Source organism: Parahaliea mediterranea, assembly GCF_017255185.1.
GTDB lineage: Bacteria > Pseudomonadota > Gammaproteobacteria > Pseudomonadales > Halieaceae > JAFKCZ01.
In genome coordinates this window covers 341544-357183 of sequence record NZ_JAFKCZ010000006.1, presented here as the reverse complement: position 1 = coordinate 357183, position 15640 = coordinate 341544, and the positions used below count along the sequence as shown (strand labels likewise).

12 protein-coding genes are annotated in these 15640 nt (G+C 57.0%); 7 read left to right on the top strand and 5 right to left on the bottom strand.

Going from position 1 to position 15640, the window contains the following annotated elements; all coding sequences use genetic code 11:
• Positions 1–192 precede the first annotated feature (192 nt).
• A complete protein-coding gene (locus JYP50_RS10110; RefSeq protein WP_206560385.1) occupies positions 193–2574 on the bottom strand; it encodes an AsmA family protein in 2382 nt (793 codons plus the stop codon).
• A gap of 356 nt (positions 2575–2930) precedes the next feature.
• On the opposite strand from JYP50_RS10110, the gene JYP50_RS10105 reads away from it, so the two are divergent.
• From JYP50_RS10105 to JYP50_RS10080, 7 genes are all read left to right on the top strand, one after another.
• Positions 2931–4484, top strand: a complete 1554-nt coding sequence (locus JYP50_RS10105; protein ID WP_206560384.1) for a hypothetical protein — start codon at positions 2931–2933, stop codon at positions 4482–4484.
• Positions 4484–4576 carry a hypothetical protein gene (locus tag JYP50_RS22255; RefSeq protein ID WP_431311298.1) on the top strand — a complete coding sequence of 31 codons (93 nt, stop codon included), beginning with the start codon at positions 4484–4486 and terminating at the stop codon, positions 4574–4576. The genes JYP50_RS10105 and JYP50_RS22255 overlap by 1 nt, the downstream gene beginning before the upstream one ends.
• 177 nt (positions 4577–4753) lie before the next feature.
• Complete coding sequence (locus tag JYP50_RS10100) at positions 4754–5974, top strand: serine hydrolase domain-containing protein (RefSeq protein WP_206560383.1); 1221 nt, start codon at positions 4754–4756, stop codon at positions 5972–5974.
• A 25-nt stretch (positions 5975–5999) separates the two neighbouring features.
• The gene (locus JYP50_RS10095) at positions 6000–6701 is read left to right on the top strand and encodes a response regulator transcription factor (protein WP_206560382.1); all 702 of its coding nucleotides are present in this window, start codon (positions 6000–6002) and stop codon (positions 6699–6701) included.
• Positions 6688–7920, top strand: a complete 1233-nt coding sequence (locus tag JYP50_RS10090) for a sensor histidine kinase (RefSeq protein ID WP_206560381.1) — start codon at positions 6688–6690, stop codon at positions 7918–7920. The genes JYP50_RS10095 and JYP50_RS10090 overlap by 14 nt, the downstream gene beginning before the upstream one ends.
• A 396-nt stretch (positions 7921–8316) precedes the next feature.
• On the top strand, positions 8317–9087 hold the full coding sequence (locus tag JYP50_RS10085; protein ID WP_206560380.1) for a glucose 1-dehydrogenase: 771 nt from the start codon (positions 8317–8319) through the stop codon (positions 9085–9087).
• An 87-nt stretch (positions 9088–9174) separates the two neighbouring features.
• The gene (locus JYP50_RS10080) at positions 9175–10416 is read left to right on the top strand and encodes a cytochrome P450 (protein ID WP_206560379.1); all 1242 of its coding nucleotides are present in this window, start codon (positions 9175–9177) and stop codon (positions 10414–10416) included.
• A 52-nt stretch (positions 10417–10468) separates the two neighbouring features.
• On the opposite strand, the gene JYP50_RS10075 is transcribed toward JYP50_RS10080, so the two are convergent.
• The 4 genes from JYP50_RS10075 to JYP50_RS10060 all read right to left on the bottom strand — a co-directional run bounded on the left by JYP50_RS10075 (position 10469) and on the right by JYP50_RS10060 (position 15553).
• Entirely contained in the window at positions 10469–11599 is a 1131-nt protein-coding gene (locus tag JYP50_RS10075; protein ID WP_206560378.1) for a hypothetical protein, read from the bottom strand.
• A gap of 40 nt (positions 11600–11639) precedes the next feature.
• Entirely contained in the window at positions 11640–12731 is a 1092-nt protein-coding gene (locus JYP50_RS10070; RefSeq protein ID WP_206560377.1) for a phosphotransferase family protein, read from the bottom strand.
• A 178-nt stretch (positions 12732–12909) separates the two neighbouring features.
• Positions 12910–14364 carry an aldehyde dehydrogenase gene (locus JYP50_RS10065; RefSeq protein ID WP_206560376.1) on the bottom strand — a complete coding sequence of 485 codons (1455 nt, stop codon included), beginning with the start codon at positions 14362–14364 and terminating at the stop codon, positions 12910–12912.
• 67 nt (positions 14365–14431) lie between these two features.
• Positions 14432–15553: a nitronate monooxygenase gene (locus tag JYP50_RS10060; protein WP_206560375.1), complete on the bottom strand. Its 1122-nt coding sequence runs from the start codon at positions 15551–15553 to the stop codon at positions 14432–14434.
• Positions 15554–15640 lie beyond the last annotated feature (87 nt).

The following is a 15640-nucleotide window of genomic DNA, read 5'->3' as shown; positions in this document are numbered from 1 at the left end:
GGCGGGCTCATTCGTTGCCGCCGTCGTGATTCATACCGGCAAATGCGCGCAATGGGGCGTGCTTGTACCTGGCCGGCAACTGGCCCCGGCCAGCCCTGACATTCGACGTCTGACTATTGGATACCGCGTTCCAGGTGTCACGGCCAGTGTGTCCGTGCCGGCAGCCGTCCACTGTCAGCCCTTCCGCTGTGGCTACTTTCCGTCCAGTGGCGGATGAGCATGTTTTTCGAGGGTGTCCCGACAATGATCAATGCTGCCGGCGGCGCGGTCGTACAGACCCTTCCACAGCAGCGACAGGCCTCCGGTGGCCACCGCGGCGCCGCCGGTAAGCAGGGTGCTCGATTCGTTCATGCCCACCCTGGGCTTCGATAGCGTGCCCTTGAGCGAGACGAAGGGCGTGACAAACATATCGGCGCTGACCCCGACCCCCGAACGCGGCCGGGTATTGAACTCGATATCGATCGCTTCGGTTTTCAGGTCGATCGAGCCGCCCGCGATGACCTGCAGTTTCTCCGACTGAAACGCCAGGGGATCCAGCAGGGCCTCTCCGCCTTCGATCGTTGCCGCCGCGACGCCGCACTCGAAGGCCATGTGCGTCTGGGTCCTGGCAAAGGGGTCGAGGGCCGACACCAGTTGCGCCAGCAGGTCGCCCGAGAATTTCTCCACCACACTGTTGTTCAACTGGCCAGGCCCAAGGGTGAGCAGTAGTTTGCCGTCGCTGGCGGCGGCCAGCTCCCGGGGGCTGGAGCCGGAGGCGGCCAGGTCGAGCGTCAGGTTGAGAGCGGGGATGTCGTTTACCCGCTCGACGTTGCCCGAGGCGACATTGATGCGCAGGTCCCTGAGGCGGTTTTGCAGGGTCAGCTCGGCGCGATTGCCGGAGGTCTCGAGCACGAGGGAATTGCGCCCGAGCCCGCCAGCGGGGCCCTCGAAGGCTGCCTGTGCCTCGAGCCTGCCGGCATGCAGTCCGGCGCTGAGGTCCATTGCCGCCAGGGTCACCAGGGGCGTTGCCAGCTCGTCGATGGCCCAGTGAAAATCGGCGGTATTTTTCTGTAGCATCGAGAAGGGCAGCGGCTTCCCGGTGAATACGTAGCGCGGTGCCGACGATTCGCCGGCGGCGGTATCAGGTGCTTCCTCCGGGGCTTTGCCCCCGGTATCGGGGCGAGTCTTGTCGTGCGCGGACAGTTGCGACAGGTCGATGCGCCGGGACTGAAGCTGAATGTCGACCGATCCCCGCTCGCCCCGGCCAATCCGCACCGTACCCGTCAAGTCGCTGTCGCCGAGTCGGGCTTCCAAGGGGGCGATGCTGAGTTCGCCCTCGCGTAGCGCCAGTGTCGCCGCGACGGTAAAGGGGAGGGGGGGCAGGGTGTCGAGCAGCTCCGCGGCCGCGGCGGCATTGGCCTCAAGGCTCAATGAAGAGCCCCCATTCGAGTCGCCGAGATGGCCTGTAGCCGTGATCCGTGATTGTCCGGTGGTGGCCGAGAACTCGCGGATATCCAGGGCGTTTTTTTCCAGTATCAGGGTCGAGGACCACGTTAGCGGGGCGGCGGGTAGGCCCTGAATATCGAACAGGGCGCCCGCCTGGGCCAGCGTGGAGATACTACCGTCGATTGCGAGGCTGTCGCCGGAGCGCCTGGCTTCGCTATCGAGGGTAATGGCGCCGAGGCGGCCCTCGATATCGATGTCCGCCCGCTGGGCCTCGCCCCGGCCGTGGACAGCGAGTTGCAATGGCCCGGGAACGGTCAGCGGGACCGCGAGGCGATCCATCAGCGGCTGGAGACCATCCATCCGCAGGTCCAGTGACATCCGTGCCGGGGAGTCGCTTGCGGGGGGTGTCCGCGTGCCCTCCACGGCCAGCCGGCTTTCCCCCAGTACCAGGGCGAGTTCGTAGCGAACAGCGTCGGTTTGTACCACCCCGTCTCGTGTGTCGACCTGGCCGGATACGGTCAGTGGCATGTCAAGCGCTGTCCCCCGGCCCTCGACACGCAATCGATCGGCGTCGGTGTTGACCAGTGAGAGATCGCGGATCATCGCGGATTGCGTCTCGCTATCCGGCCCGGGGTACCTCAGCCTGAGGTTGCTCAATTGCGCCCGCTGAAGGATCACGGCGAGGTCGCCATTGCCACTGTCACGGCTGGGCGGATCCGGTGCTTCCTCCGGATCCGGCGTTGCAAGTGCCCAGTTCGTCTCGCCCGTGGGCCCGGTTTCCACCAGCAGGTCAAGGTCGCGCAAATGTAGCTCGCGGATATCCAGTGGCCCCAGGAGTAGCGATCCGGGGCGGATTTTGACGGCGAACTGTCCGAGGCGGGCCATGGGCTCCCCGGAGGCCCATTCGGCGTTGGCCAGCTGGAGACCGCCCACCGAAAGGAACAATTCCGGCCAGAGCTTCAGTTCAAGTTCGCCCTCGATGCGAAAGGGGCGGCCGGTCGCTTGGCTGACCAGGGATTCGAGGCGCGGACGCTGGGTATTGAGATCGCCGTATTGAAGGTACAGCAACAGTCCGGCGATGGCGGTAATCAGCAGTGCCAGCACCAGTCCAGCGAGGATGGCCGCGGTGTTGAGGATGGTCCGTGGCATTGTGGCGAGCTCCGCAGTGGGTTAACCCAGTTATAGCAGGCTGGCGTGAAACCGCGATAGATCCTCGCCGCGGCGCCGCTTGCAAGGCGTCACCGCAAAAGCCCACTCGCTTGCGGTTCAGCGCCAGCGCCGCGTATTGCGGCTCAGCGCAGGGCGTGACATTTGTCACTTGTCTCCCCGATGGCTTGTGTATGAAAGTGGCGGATTGTTTTGAAAACGGACCGCGGCGCCAGCCCCTGGCTGTTTTTTGAACACCTCGAATTTTGTCCGGGTTTTGTCGACTTCCAAATGCTTTATCGATCCCTCATGTCGATGGCGGAATGGCCCCGGTTTGTCTTTGATCAAGGAGTACGATTTTGGATATCAAGCAGCTGGTTTCGGCCCTGTTGATGGCCGGCTTGCTCAGTGCCTGTGGCTCTGGCTCCAGTTCGGGCTCTGGTAGTGATTCCCCCCCTGTCGACAAGCCGGTCCACCCGCCACCGGAGCTGTCCGGTGATGAGCCGCTGCCACCGGCGAACGGCGACCTGCTGGATATCGCGATAGCACCGCCGGCAGCGGATGTCAGGGTGGGCTTCGAACTGGCGGAGGCCTACCAGTCCCAGGTGACCGATCTGGCGGTGAATGGCGATGGCCTGTGGTGCCACGTCCAGCGATTGACGGGGCAGGACGGGCCCCGGCTGCACACCACCCGGGATTGGCAGCCGGGTTGGGCGCAAAGCCTGCGATGCCACGTGGACGCCCAGGAGGTGTTCAGCTACCGGCCGGATCCCGGTGCGGTGATTGTCGATATGGCGATGCAGGACAGCAGCCGGGTACTGCTGCTGGAAGCGATACCCAGTGATTTTACCGGCGGCAGCCCCGTGGACGGCAACTGGTTCGAGCTGCGCCTTACCCAACTGGATGGGGCCGGCAACGCGCTTCAGCGACGCTGGCTGGAAGATGTACCTGCCGCCAACGAGCTGTTCTACTACAGCTACGAGCCCAACAGTGACGAACCCACGCGCACGGTGGCGGAGGACCTGAGCCATAACGGCCGGCCTCAGCTTTCCGTCAATCAGCTCGCCCGCCTGCAGGTACATGAAGGTGTGCCCTTCCTGCTGGCGCACACCTATGGCGTAAAGGTGTACCGCTTTCATGACGATCTCACCGTGGCCTGGGATCGTCAGGTAATGCCCGCCTATCGCTGGTTGTGGAGCGGGGAGCTCACCAATACCAGCCGGATGGCGATTCGCGACGACGGTGCCGTCGCGGTGGCGTTCGAGCTGTTCGACGATGACGTCGCGATTTACAGCGCTCATTTCGAGCAGCCGCTGGAAGATGTGAACGAAGGCTCCGATGTGGGTGTCGCCGTGATCGCCGGCAATGGGGCGCCGCTGGGCATCTTCATGGCTGGCCTGCGGGGCCACAGTGAAAGCCTGGAGGGCATGTTCTGGCGCTCGGGCGATCTTTTACTGACGGGCTCCACGCGTTACGAGAAAGCCGGCGCGGCGGGTGGCACCACCGAGTGGGACAGCTACCTGGCCTGGATCGACGGTGACAGCGGTGAAACCACCCACTCCCAGCTCTACCATGTGCACGACGAGGACATGGTGCGCGATGCCGTGCTGACCGACGGCGGCCGCCTGCTGCTCGCCGGTGAATCCGGCTATCGCCAGGCGGATACCCACAGCCAGGTCAGCTACGGCTACGGGGTGATCTACGAGGTGACCGACACGGGTGAGGTGTTGCCCCTGATGAAACTGGACACACCGAGAAACTCCACGGTGAACGGTATCCAGGTGGTCGGCGACACACTCTACTACCGTTACGATTTCGACGGTTTCATCACCCATACCTGCGATCAGGATCAATCCCTCTGCTGGATCAAGTCCGGAGTGAGTAACATGGCCCTGGATGAATTGGGGCGGTAATGCGCCAAAACAGCGCCTATGGCGAAATGGTTGGGCGGGCGGTACGCAGCGCGAACAGGGGCCTGGAGTATGCATTCTGTTGTTCCTGCTGAAGCTCGCCGGTTACCGGTTACCGGTTACCGGTTACCGGTTACCGGAGGCCTGGCCGTCAAAGGCACCGTGCCGCCATTGATCCGATACGCGATCAAGCGGCCCCGCGATTCACATTGAGTTTACTCCGGCTGTCCTAAGCTCTGCCTATCAACTCAGGGCAAACAAGGGACTCCACAATGTTCACTGCAAAGATACGCCATTACCTCGCCGGGCTGATGCTCGCAGTCAGCACGATGACGTCTGTCGCCAGCGTCGATGCCAGAAGGGATTTCGAAGGCAATCTCAATCGCCTGCTCAGCGAAAACGGTCTTCCCGGCGCGGTAGTGCACATTCGGCATCATAACAAGCTGGTATTGCATCGGGCTTTCGGATTGGTGAACCTTGACAGGCCCGAAGTGCTTGAGGTTGACGATATCTTCCGCATTTTTTCCATGACGAAGCCGCTTACGGCAGTTGCGTTGCTGCAGCTGGTGGATCGGGGCTTGGTGACATTGGACGCGGATATCCGCAGCTATTTGCCGGATTTCGAGGTGTTCGAGTTTAACGGCAAGCAACAAGTCATCACCGTGCATCAGCTTTTGACGCATACCGCGGGTTTCGGTTATGGCGGGGGATTAAAGAACTGGGTCGATATCCGTTATCTTTTGGCCAATCCATTATCGAGAGACAATACGCTCGCCGAGCTGGTGGATGATGTGTCCGGCATCGACCTGAAGTTTGCGCCCGGGAGCAAGTTCGAGTACAGCATTGCCAGCGATATCCAGGGCGCCATCATCGAGGCTGTGACCCATCAGCCGCTGGATCAATACCTGCGGGAAAATGTGTTCGCGCCACTCAACATGGTGGATACCGGTTTTTTCGTGCCGCGCGGCGAGCGGCACCGGTTGGTGGATATGTATGAATTCGCTGCCAGGACCTTCGAGCAGGCCTATGTCTTTGATAGGGATAAAATCGAGTTTGTAGAGTACGGTAATAGCTCGGAGTATCTGCGAAAGCCGACCCTGCTATCTGGCGGCGGTGGTTTGGTCTCTACTGCCCAGGATTATGCGAATTTTGTGCAAATGCTCCTCAATGATGGTGAATTCAATGGCAATCAGGTGCTATCCCCGTCGCTGACCCGCACCATGCTAAGCTCGCATACCCGGGGCCTGGACACACACTTTTTGCCCCGGGTGTATGATGGAGTGGGGTTTGGCTATGGCGTGGGTGTCAAGGAAATTCGCGGTGAGACACGCTCACAAGGGACCTTCTTCTGGGGTGGCATGGGCGGTACGGTTTTCTGGGCCGATCCGGCCGAGGAGTTACAGGTCGTGGTTATGTTTCAGGTGGAAGATGGTTGGATCGCGATGGAGAAGTGGATGATTCCCCAGATATACAAGCTGATTGATCAGCTGTGACAAGGTCGGGAGAATAGTTAACACGATGGCAACGATATTGATTGTCGAAGACGATGTCGATATTGCCCAGGGCATTGCCGAGTTTCTCGAAGTGCAAGGTCACACGATGGACTTCGCGTACAACGGGAGGCAGGCACTGAATCTGCTCAGTGATAATGATTATCAGCTGATATTGCTTGACCTGAATTTGCCCTTTGTCGATGGGCTTGATGTGTGCCGCTCCCTGTTGGCCGGCAGCCTGACCCAGGTACCTGTGATCATCATGTCTGCGCGCGCCGACGAGCAAGACATCCTCGAAGGGTTTGATTCCGGAGCGTGGGACTACCTGATTAAACCGTATTCATTTGCTGAATTGTCTGCACGTATCAAAGCCAACCTGGCCAAGGTCGGGACTGTTGCGTCGACGGCGCAACAAACGGTGGCGGAGGGCGCCACCCTTAATCATCAGGATATGAGTCTCCACTTTGACGGCCGCAGTTTGCAACTGCACCAGGTGGGGTTCGAGATACTCAGGCTGCTGATGGAGCATGCGCCAGCGACGGTCAGGGCCAGGTCTATACATCAAGCCTTGTGGGGTGGGGATACGCCGGAGAGTGACCCCTTGAGGGCGCATATCTATAAATTGCGTAAGCAACTCGCCGGCCAGTTTGGCCAGAAGTTCATCTATACGGTCAAGGGTGTTGGCTATAAATTTGCCCCGGAGAGGCAGGTCGATGACTTGGACTAAGCTCTTGCCATCTGCCAGGCCGACCCTGCAGCGTCGCCTGACAACAAGTATATCCCTACTGACCGTTGCTCTTTTCCTATTGTTTTCAGCTACCACCCTGTTCGTAACCTACTCGCTTGAGGATGCCGTGTACCAGGAACAGCTGAAACAGGCGCAACGGGAAATCGGCAGTAATAGTGCGTTGCCTGCCAATATGGACTTTGTCGAGGATCTAACCCGGTTCAACATCGAGCCTGCCTGGCCCGTGTTATCTGTCGAGCTGGGTGAGAACACGCCGTTTGGAGAGTTTACCGCTGATGGACGCCACTACCACTATAGGGTGGTTGATGGCGGTTTTTTACTGCTGGATAGTACGGATATACCCATCGTCAAACGCGCCCTGGACGATATTTTCCTCATTTTACTTGTGATCCTGTTGCCGGCCTTGCTAATTACCCTATGGGTGGCAAGGATCACGTCGAAACACGCGTTAAAGCCCTTTAGACAGCTTAGCCAGATGTTTATTGACCGGCAACCAAACTCAACTGTTGACGCCGCGCAGTTGAACCAGATCCGCGAACAGGATGTAAAGCAAATTGCCTGCGAATTGCTCAACGCGCTGGAGCAAAAGGCAGAGGTATTGGAACAGCAAGTGGCTTTTAGTCAGGGTATGGCGCACGAGTTGCGCACACCCCTGCAAGTCATGACGCATTCGCTTGAATTGTTAGGTCAAACACACGACGGTCTGCCTACAACGTCGGCTTTTACCCGATTGACCAACTCAGTTACCCGCATGCAACGCATCAGTAGCGGCCTGCTGTGGCTGACGTCAACCCAGGACTTTTCCGGTAACAGCGATGTGGAGCAAACAGTCAGGGATACCCTGGGCAGCCTTGAGGCCCTTACCGTTAGTCATGGCATCGATATCCGGATAAATTGTCATCGGCCGTGCGAGATGCCGCTTCCGTCGGAAGTGCTGGAGTTGATCGTTATAAATCTGCTCAACAATGTCATCCATCATGGCAAAGCAGATGGTGGCCAGATGCGATGGGATATAGAAATTGATAGCAGAAGAGTGTTGTTTTCCAACGCCGTGGAAAATGTCGATCCTGTCAACCAAAACGAGCAGCGGTTTGGTGTTGGCTTGGTTCTCGTTGAAAAATTGGTCCAACGTTTTGAGCTGGCCGTTGATAGTCAAACCGAAGGTGATCGTTTTTCCATCGTCATTTCGCGTGGATAAAGCATCGATTTTTGTTGATGTCTGCACGGGATCTCTGCAATAGGCGGACCTCTTCCGTTCCCCCGCCAGCCACAAAGCGACCGTAATCCGTATAACATCATCTGTGCAGTGCGTAGCGAGCGTTCATTTGTGCTCCGGTACTGGCGATGGGAAAAAGTACTCCGACGACTGCGAGGGGGCAATGTTCCTGGCGCGTCGGCGACAATACAGTGCGTCACTTTGCTGGTGGCTGCCACCGGCTCTTCCGTCCCCCTCACCTATGTACCACAGATATCGGTTGGAAATGCCATGTTATTTGCACGCACGCCGGAAGATTATGTTGCTTGCTAGGAACTAACCGCAATGCTTGCGATGCAATACCGTATCGGTAAATTTCGATGACAGAGGTTCAAGGGCGTGATTGATCTGGAAGGCAAAGTAGCACTGATTAGCGGCGGAGCGCGGGGCCAAGGCGAGGCGGAAGCGAGATTGTTCGTATCGCTGGGGGCCAAAGTACTGATTGGCGACGTGCTGTCGGCTGAAGCTGAGGCGGTGGCCCGGTCACTGGGTGACAGTGCGAGTAGCTGCCACCTGGACGTGACCAGTGAAAACGACTGGCAGGACGCTGTCGCCATGGCGGAAAAAACCTTTGGCCGATTGGATGTACTGGTGAACAACGCGGGTATATCTGGAGGCGAGTTCATCGAGGATGAAAGCGGCGAGGCCTTTACCCGGATGTTTCAGATAAACCAGCTGGGTGTTTTCTACGGCATAAAGTACGTTGTCGAGCCGATGAAAGCCGCTGGAGGTGGTTCGATCATCAATATCTCATCGACGGCTGGCTTGCGCGGCGTTACCAAGTGTATCGGCTATTCCGCGACTAAATGGGCGGTTCGCGGAATGACCAAAACCGGCGCTATTGAGTTGGGGCAATACGGCATCAGAGTGAATTCAGTGCATCCAGGGATTATAAATACAGCGATGGTCAACTGGGATCAAATGAATGAAAAGCAACAAGCGATGGTGGCCGGTTCACTTCCACTGCCGCGTATCGGTGAAGTTGAAGAAGTCGCGCAGATGGTCGCCTTCCTGGCTTCGGATGCTTCATCCTACAGTACCGGATCGGAGTTCATCATCGATGGCGGTTCGAGCGCGGGACAACCTTTTTTCAAGCCCAAGCGCTCGTGAGGCTGGCCGCTTATATCCCCAAGCCGGTTTTTCTAGAGTTGGCCGGCTGACTATCGGTTCCGGCTGCGTGAATGGAGAGCATCAAAGATGAGCAATTGCCCCTATACAAACCTACTCGACCCTGATTTGTATCTCACTGGTGATCACCACCAGGTGATGAAGACAATCCGCGATCAGGGTGGCCCCGTGGTAAAAATCGAAGATCCTATCACTGGCGTTCCCTACTGGGCTGTTCAGGGTCGGGATGAAGTGGACTATATCTGTAAGAATCCGAAACTGTTCTCCAGTGAGCAGCGTGGGGCTTTCTCCATGGAGCTGGACGAGGAAACGATGGTTCGGCAGCGGATGATGATCGTCAACATGGATCCGCCCAAACACAACAAATTCCGCCGCATCGCTCGGAACGCATTTACTCCCTCTGCGGTTGATCGCTACGAAGCAAATTTTCGCCGATATGCAAAAGAGATCGTTGACAGGGTCGCGGGCAAGGGCGAATGCGAGTTTGTTAGGGACGTCGCGGCCGAGCTTCCATTGATCGCGATCCTCGAACTCTGCGGCGTGCCCATTGAAGATCGCCAGCAGTTCTTCGACTGGACCAATGCCATGTTTTTCTACGAAGATGACAGCATGAGTGAGGGTGACGATAATATGGCCGCTGCCCGGGATGCGGGAGCCAACATGTATCTGTATGCGGCAAAGCTGGCCGAACAGCACGCCCAGACTCCGCTAAACAACATCGTCGGCGCTCTACTGGATGGACAGGTTGACGATGAAAAGTTAACGGTGGAGGAGTTTTCGGCCTTTTTCCTCATGTTGATTGCGGCGGGCAATGAAAGCACACGAACCGTAACCGCGCATGGCATGCGTCTGCTGATGGAAAATCCAGACCAGCTGGCGTTGCTGGTTGAGCGCCCCGATCTTATTCCCTTCGCCTGCGAAGAGGTTTTGCGGTACAACGCGGCCTTTATGTCCATGCGGAGAATGGTGACAGAGGATGTTGAGGTGGGCGGGCAGCTGCTAAAGAAGGGTGACAAAGTCGTACTGTTCTGGCATGGAATAAACCGCGACGAGCGTGTATTCGATGACCCAATGAGCTTCAACATCCGCCGCTATGAAACCATGCCGGATCTTTACAAGGAGCACAGGGCCTTTGGTATCGGCCAGCATTTCTGCCTGGGTTCGCATCTGGCGAGGCTCGAAATGAAAGTAATGTTTGAAGAATTCATTCCCCGACTCAAAAACCCTCGCTTTACTGAACCTGTAGAATATGTACGTGACTACTTTATCAACGGTATCAAATCGATGCGCATTGCTTTTGATGCCGAGTGAGTTTCACCGGGTGCGTATAGTGGCATATACGCACCCGTTTCCTGATGATAGCCTAGGAGGCGTGTGACGGAGTAAAGCCATCTGCATGGTGTGTAAATCCATAGGGCTCATATGGGCCCATGTGGAACTGTTCAAAGACCCCATAGGCTGTTTCATTACCACATGTCGCCTTGACCACTTGCTGAATGTGGAGATTCTCAAAAGCCAGGGTATCAAGTGTGCTCAGGTCCCAGTATTCGGCACCGATTTCGAGCTCTCCATGCCAGCGCCCGTGTCCCCACTCGGGATTCTGGTACCCAAGCCCTTTCATGTAGTGAACCAGAAGTGGCTCCACCGAAATGTCGAGGCGCTCACCGCTTCGGTCACTCATCGATATGGTGGCCGATTGGGCTTGCCGGGTTCCAGGGCGAAAGCTGATGGCATGATCAATAGTACCCTGCCAATGGCGGATATCGGCATCGATCACTGCAGGGTGGGCTTCAAAATGCTCGTATGTGGGAAGAATAACCTGGTCATTGTGCCACTGATAGCCATCAGAGTGCTCGAACGCGCCGGCCAGCGTGCAGCGCTTTCCCCAATTAAGCGGCAGCCAGAAGAAATGGATAACCCTGTTGGGATCGAGCGGAGCTCCCCCGGTATAGGGCGTGCCTACCGGCCGGATTCCCCATGAGCGATCCTTGAGTCCTAGGCTCTGTCTTGGATCGATCTGCAAAACCTTACCGTCAAAGCGGATAGTGCCCTGCCAGTAGCCGAACTGGTCCAGACGGGTGGCATCCATCACGACATGACGTTCGTTATACGACGTCTGTCGACCTTCTTCGCAGGGAGCGGTGACCGGTGTGAACAACAGATCACAGCTTATACCGGTGTCATTGTCCTCTATAACCACTCGGTGGCGTCCCATTGGGTCGATAATATCAACTGAGAACGGGCCGACGCTCAGATCGGTTGGTTCCTGTGGAGCCCGGCGCGAACCATGGAACGCGTACTGCTTTCCGCCAGTGGAGATACTGAGCGAGCAGTCCTGTATACCCAGGTTCGGGTAGCGGCACAGCGCGATACCAAAGTAGTATGATCCTTCCTTGTCGTGGCCATTGTACCAGTATCGATCATAGGTATTTCTGTCACTGCTTGCCGTGCGAATGATAGGCTCGGCGGTTTGATGTATGGGATAGTCGTCCATTTTGGAAAGCATCGTTTTCAGTCCTTTGTACCTTCTGGCTTTATTGTGGCAAGTCGAGTTTTCGTTCCAGCAACTGGCTTGAAAAATTATCCGTGGCGGTATCCTTCGCCCCCATGCAGATCATGATACGCGCGAAAATGAGGGCAAAGCGCAACGCGGCGAAAACGGTATAGTAATGCAGTTGGTCACACTCAAATCCGGTATTCGCTTTCCAGCGTTGAACGCTCTCGTCGACACCGGGTAGACCTGGAAGGCGATGCTGTCCTGTTCCTGTACTGAACAGTTCATCGAGATAGATCCACCATGCGAGATCCTGGACAGGATCACCCAGTGTCAACATCTCCCAATCCAGTAGCGCCGCGACATCGCAGGAAGACTGATCGTATATTACGTTTGGCAGCCGAGCATCACCCCAACAAAATGTGAGTTTCTGCTCTGTAATCGCATGGTGCCGTAGCCACGCCAGCGCACGTTGACAAGCGGGGTTTGGAGGCGAACCCTGGAAAGCCCACTCGGCGTAGCCCTCCCAGTAATGCAGTTGCTGCTGTAGATTCTTGGGAAAATCGTGAGACCTGATAAACTTGGCCCATGCGGGATCGTTGATATCCAGGTTGTGAATGCGCGACATGGCATCGATACCATTCATCCACATGGAACGCTGAGCCTGGCTGGATAAGTCGCGCATCCACCCCTGCTGGTGATACGAGGGGCTGTCAGTTGGGATGCGCCCCTGAGTCTTTTCCATCAGGTAGAAGGGCGTGCCCAGAACTGCTCCGCTGCAGTCTTCGCCAATCAGGATAGGGCTGGGTATGCTGTCGACAGACTCAAGCAGCCTCATGAACTGGTACTGCATTGACAAGTCGTACCCGGGGAAAACCAGTTTGTCTCCGTCGGCTTTAATCCTGCCTACGACTGGTCGTCGATGCTCCTTTCCCTCGCTGGTGTAGGTGATGTCAAACAGCACCGTGATGTTCGACATGCCATTACCCTCGGGCATCTCTACCGGCGACAGGTGAATGTCGGGCGTGTTCAGCTCGCTCCCGAGCCAGTTTGCCAGTGAGTGTCGGACTGATTCAGGGTCGCTGAGTGTCGGCGTTGGTCGCTGGGTGTTTTCAGGATACTCAATCGACATTGTAGGTTTCCTTTGAGCGCATGGCGCCACATAGAGAATGGAATTGCCCCGCAGGGCTTTACTCGCTAGGCTGCTTCAGTTCTTTTCCCTGCACCTCGGCGATACACCGAATTAGCGTACAGGCATCAAGCCATGGATAAGCAGCAACGTGACGGGAGGTGGCGGTGCCGTGCACAAGTCAAATTTTGTAGTCTGCCGGCATGTTGATGGTTTTGTATTCGAAGTAGGCGTTCAGGCCCTCCTGTCCAAGCTCGCGGCCGATACCGGACTGCTTGAAACCTCCGAAAGGACTCATGAAGTCCATGCTCATGCCGTTGACAGTGTAGGTACCGGTGCGAATCTTTCTGGCGATGTCCAGGCCTTTTTCCGCGTCCCGCGTCCATACCGTGCCGGAGAGGCCATAGTCGGAATCGTTGGCAATTGCCACGGCATTTTCTTCGTTGTCGTACGGGATGACCGATACCACGGGCCCGAAAATTTCTTCCCGGGCGATGCGCATGCTGTTGTCCACATCGACAAAAACCGTCGGCTCCACGTACCAGCCTTTTTCCAGGTGTGAGGGCCGCTTACCGCCAGTGCTCACGCGCGCACCTTCGGCCTTGCCGATCTCGATATAGCTTTCTACGCGCTCTCGCTGCCGCTCGGCAAACAGGGGGCCGATATCTGTTGTTTCATTAAGGGGGTCGCCTACCCGGAGATTCGCCACCGCATCGGTCAAGGTGTCTACAATTTCGCGGTATCGACGGGCCGGTGCCAAAACGCGTGTCTGCGCAATGCAGGCCTGGCCATTATTCATCAGGGCGGCGGGTAACAGTTGTGGAATCGTCGCGGTGAGGTCCACATCGTCCAAAAGAATGGCGGCGGATTTTCCTCCCAACTCGAGCGTACACCGTTTGATCTGACTACCGCAAATGGATCCGATCTTGCTGCCGGCGACGACACTCCCCGTGAATGAAACTTTGTCTACCTGCCTGTGAGATACAAGGTACTCACCCACTTCCCTGCCGGCGGGGATAATATTTACCACTCCAGGTGGTATAGAGGTTTTTTCGATTGCCTCTGCCAGTCGATATGCATCGAGCGGCGTCTCGGGCGCAGGCTTTATAACAACTGTGCAGCCTGCAGCCAGTGCCGGGGCGAGTTTTAGCATCATGGTAAAGAGCGGCGCATTCCAGGGGGTTATGGCGGCAACAACACCAACAGGTTCGCTGCGGCACACCACGGGGCTCACCATACCCGGGCGTTTGACTTCGAACGCGTGCTTTCTGGCCAAATCTGCGTAGTAGTCGAGAACAATGATCGGCGAGAAGGCCTGGGACCGCATGGAAAAAGTGATCGGGCTGCCCATTTCCTGGGTGATCAGCTGGGCCAGGCCGGGAATATCTTGCTGCAGGGCCTGCGACAACTCCTTGATGCAATCCCCCCTTTGCTCACCCGTCATGCTCGGCCAGGGGCCGTGATCAAAGGCATTTCTGGCTGCCAGAACGGCGGCGTCAACATCTTCCTTGGAGGCTTCTGGTACCGTAGCGATGGCCGACTCAGTCGCAGGGTTTATGACGGATAGTCTTCCTTTGGTGCTCGGGCGAACCCAGGAATTGTTGATGAATAAGCTGTCGTAGCTCTGTACCGTCATAGTGGAATTGCCTCGTAATCACTTGTTCTTATTGATTCAATCAGGGTGTAGCGGGAGTCGAAGGTAGTTAGTAGTCGTTCATCGCGTTCACATGTTCCAGCGCTTCGACATATTCCACTAACAAGCGGGAGATCAGGTTGCGGGATGACTCAACATGATTGATCTGCCCGATGACCTGGCCGGCTGGATTGAATGCGACTTCCTGGCATTCGCCCGTGCCTGCATACCTATCTGTTCGAATCATGGCGTTATAGGAAACAAGACCCTGCAGGGGCATGGGTAACGGCTCAGGTGTATCCTTGTTCTCCCAAGCCTCCGTCCAGGCATTCTTGACCATACGACAGGGCTTTCCTGTCCAGGAGCGGGATCGAACCGTATCCTCGGAAGTGGCATCAAAGTAGGATTGCTTCTGTGCGGGTTGCGCGTGTGCTTCTTCCACCGTGAGCCACAGCGAACCTGTCCAGACACCTTGAACGCCCATTGCCATTGCGGCGAGCATCTGGCGGCCGGACCCGATTCCTCCCGCCGCCAGGACCGGTGTGTCTCCAGCCGCGTCAACAGCCTGCGGCCAGAATACAATCGAACCGATGTCTCCGGTGTGGCCGCCACCCTCGCCGCCTTGTGCGATGATAAAATCCAGTCCGGCGTCGCGGTGAGCCTTGACCTGTTTGACCCTGCCACAAAGCGCGCCGACCAGGCGACCACTTTGTTGTATCCGATCGACGATCGCTTTTGGCGGGGTACCGAGGGCATTGGCTACCAGCCGACAATTTGGTCGCTCAAGGGCAAGATCGACCATCTGCGTGGCAACAGCTTCATTCCAGCTCAGCAATCTGGCGCCATTCTGTTCCGGTAGTTCGGGTACACCGCGCTCGGCCAGCAGCTGATCGGCGAAGGCATAGTGACCGTCCGGCACCATGGACTTCAGCTGCGCTTCCAGTTTTTCGGGATCCATCTCGCCATGACCCTCGTAACGGGCGGGAATGACAATATCCAGCCCGTAGGGTTTATCCCCAATATGTGCATCGATCCAGTCGAGCTCAACTTTTAGCATCTCGGGTGACAGCCCCACGGCACCGAACACACCAATACCGCCGGCTTTGGAAACCTCCACGACCACATCCCGGCAGTGTGTGAAAGCAAATATGGGCAGATCGATTCCAAGTTTCCTGCACAATTCCGTTTTCATTGAGCGTCTCTTTTCAGTTGAAACATATATCTGAGTCTTCGATGTTAATAGCGGCTCATGCAAGATGACATGGCAATACCAATCATG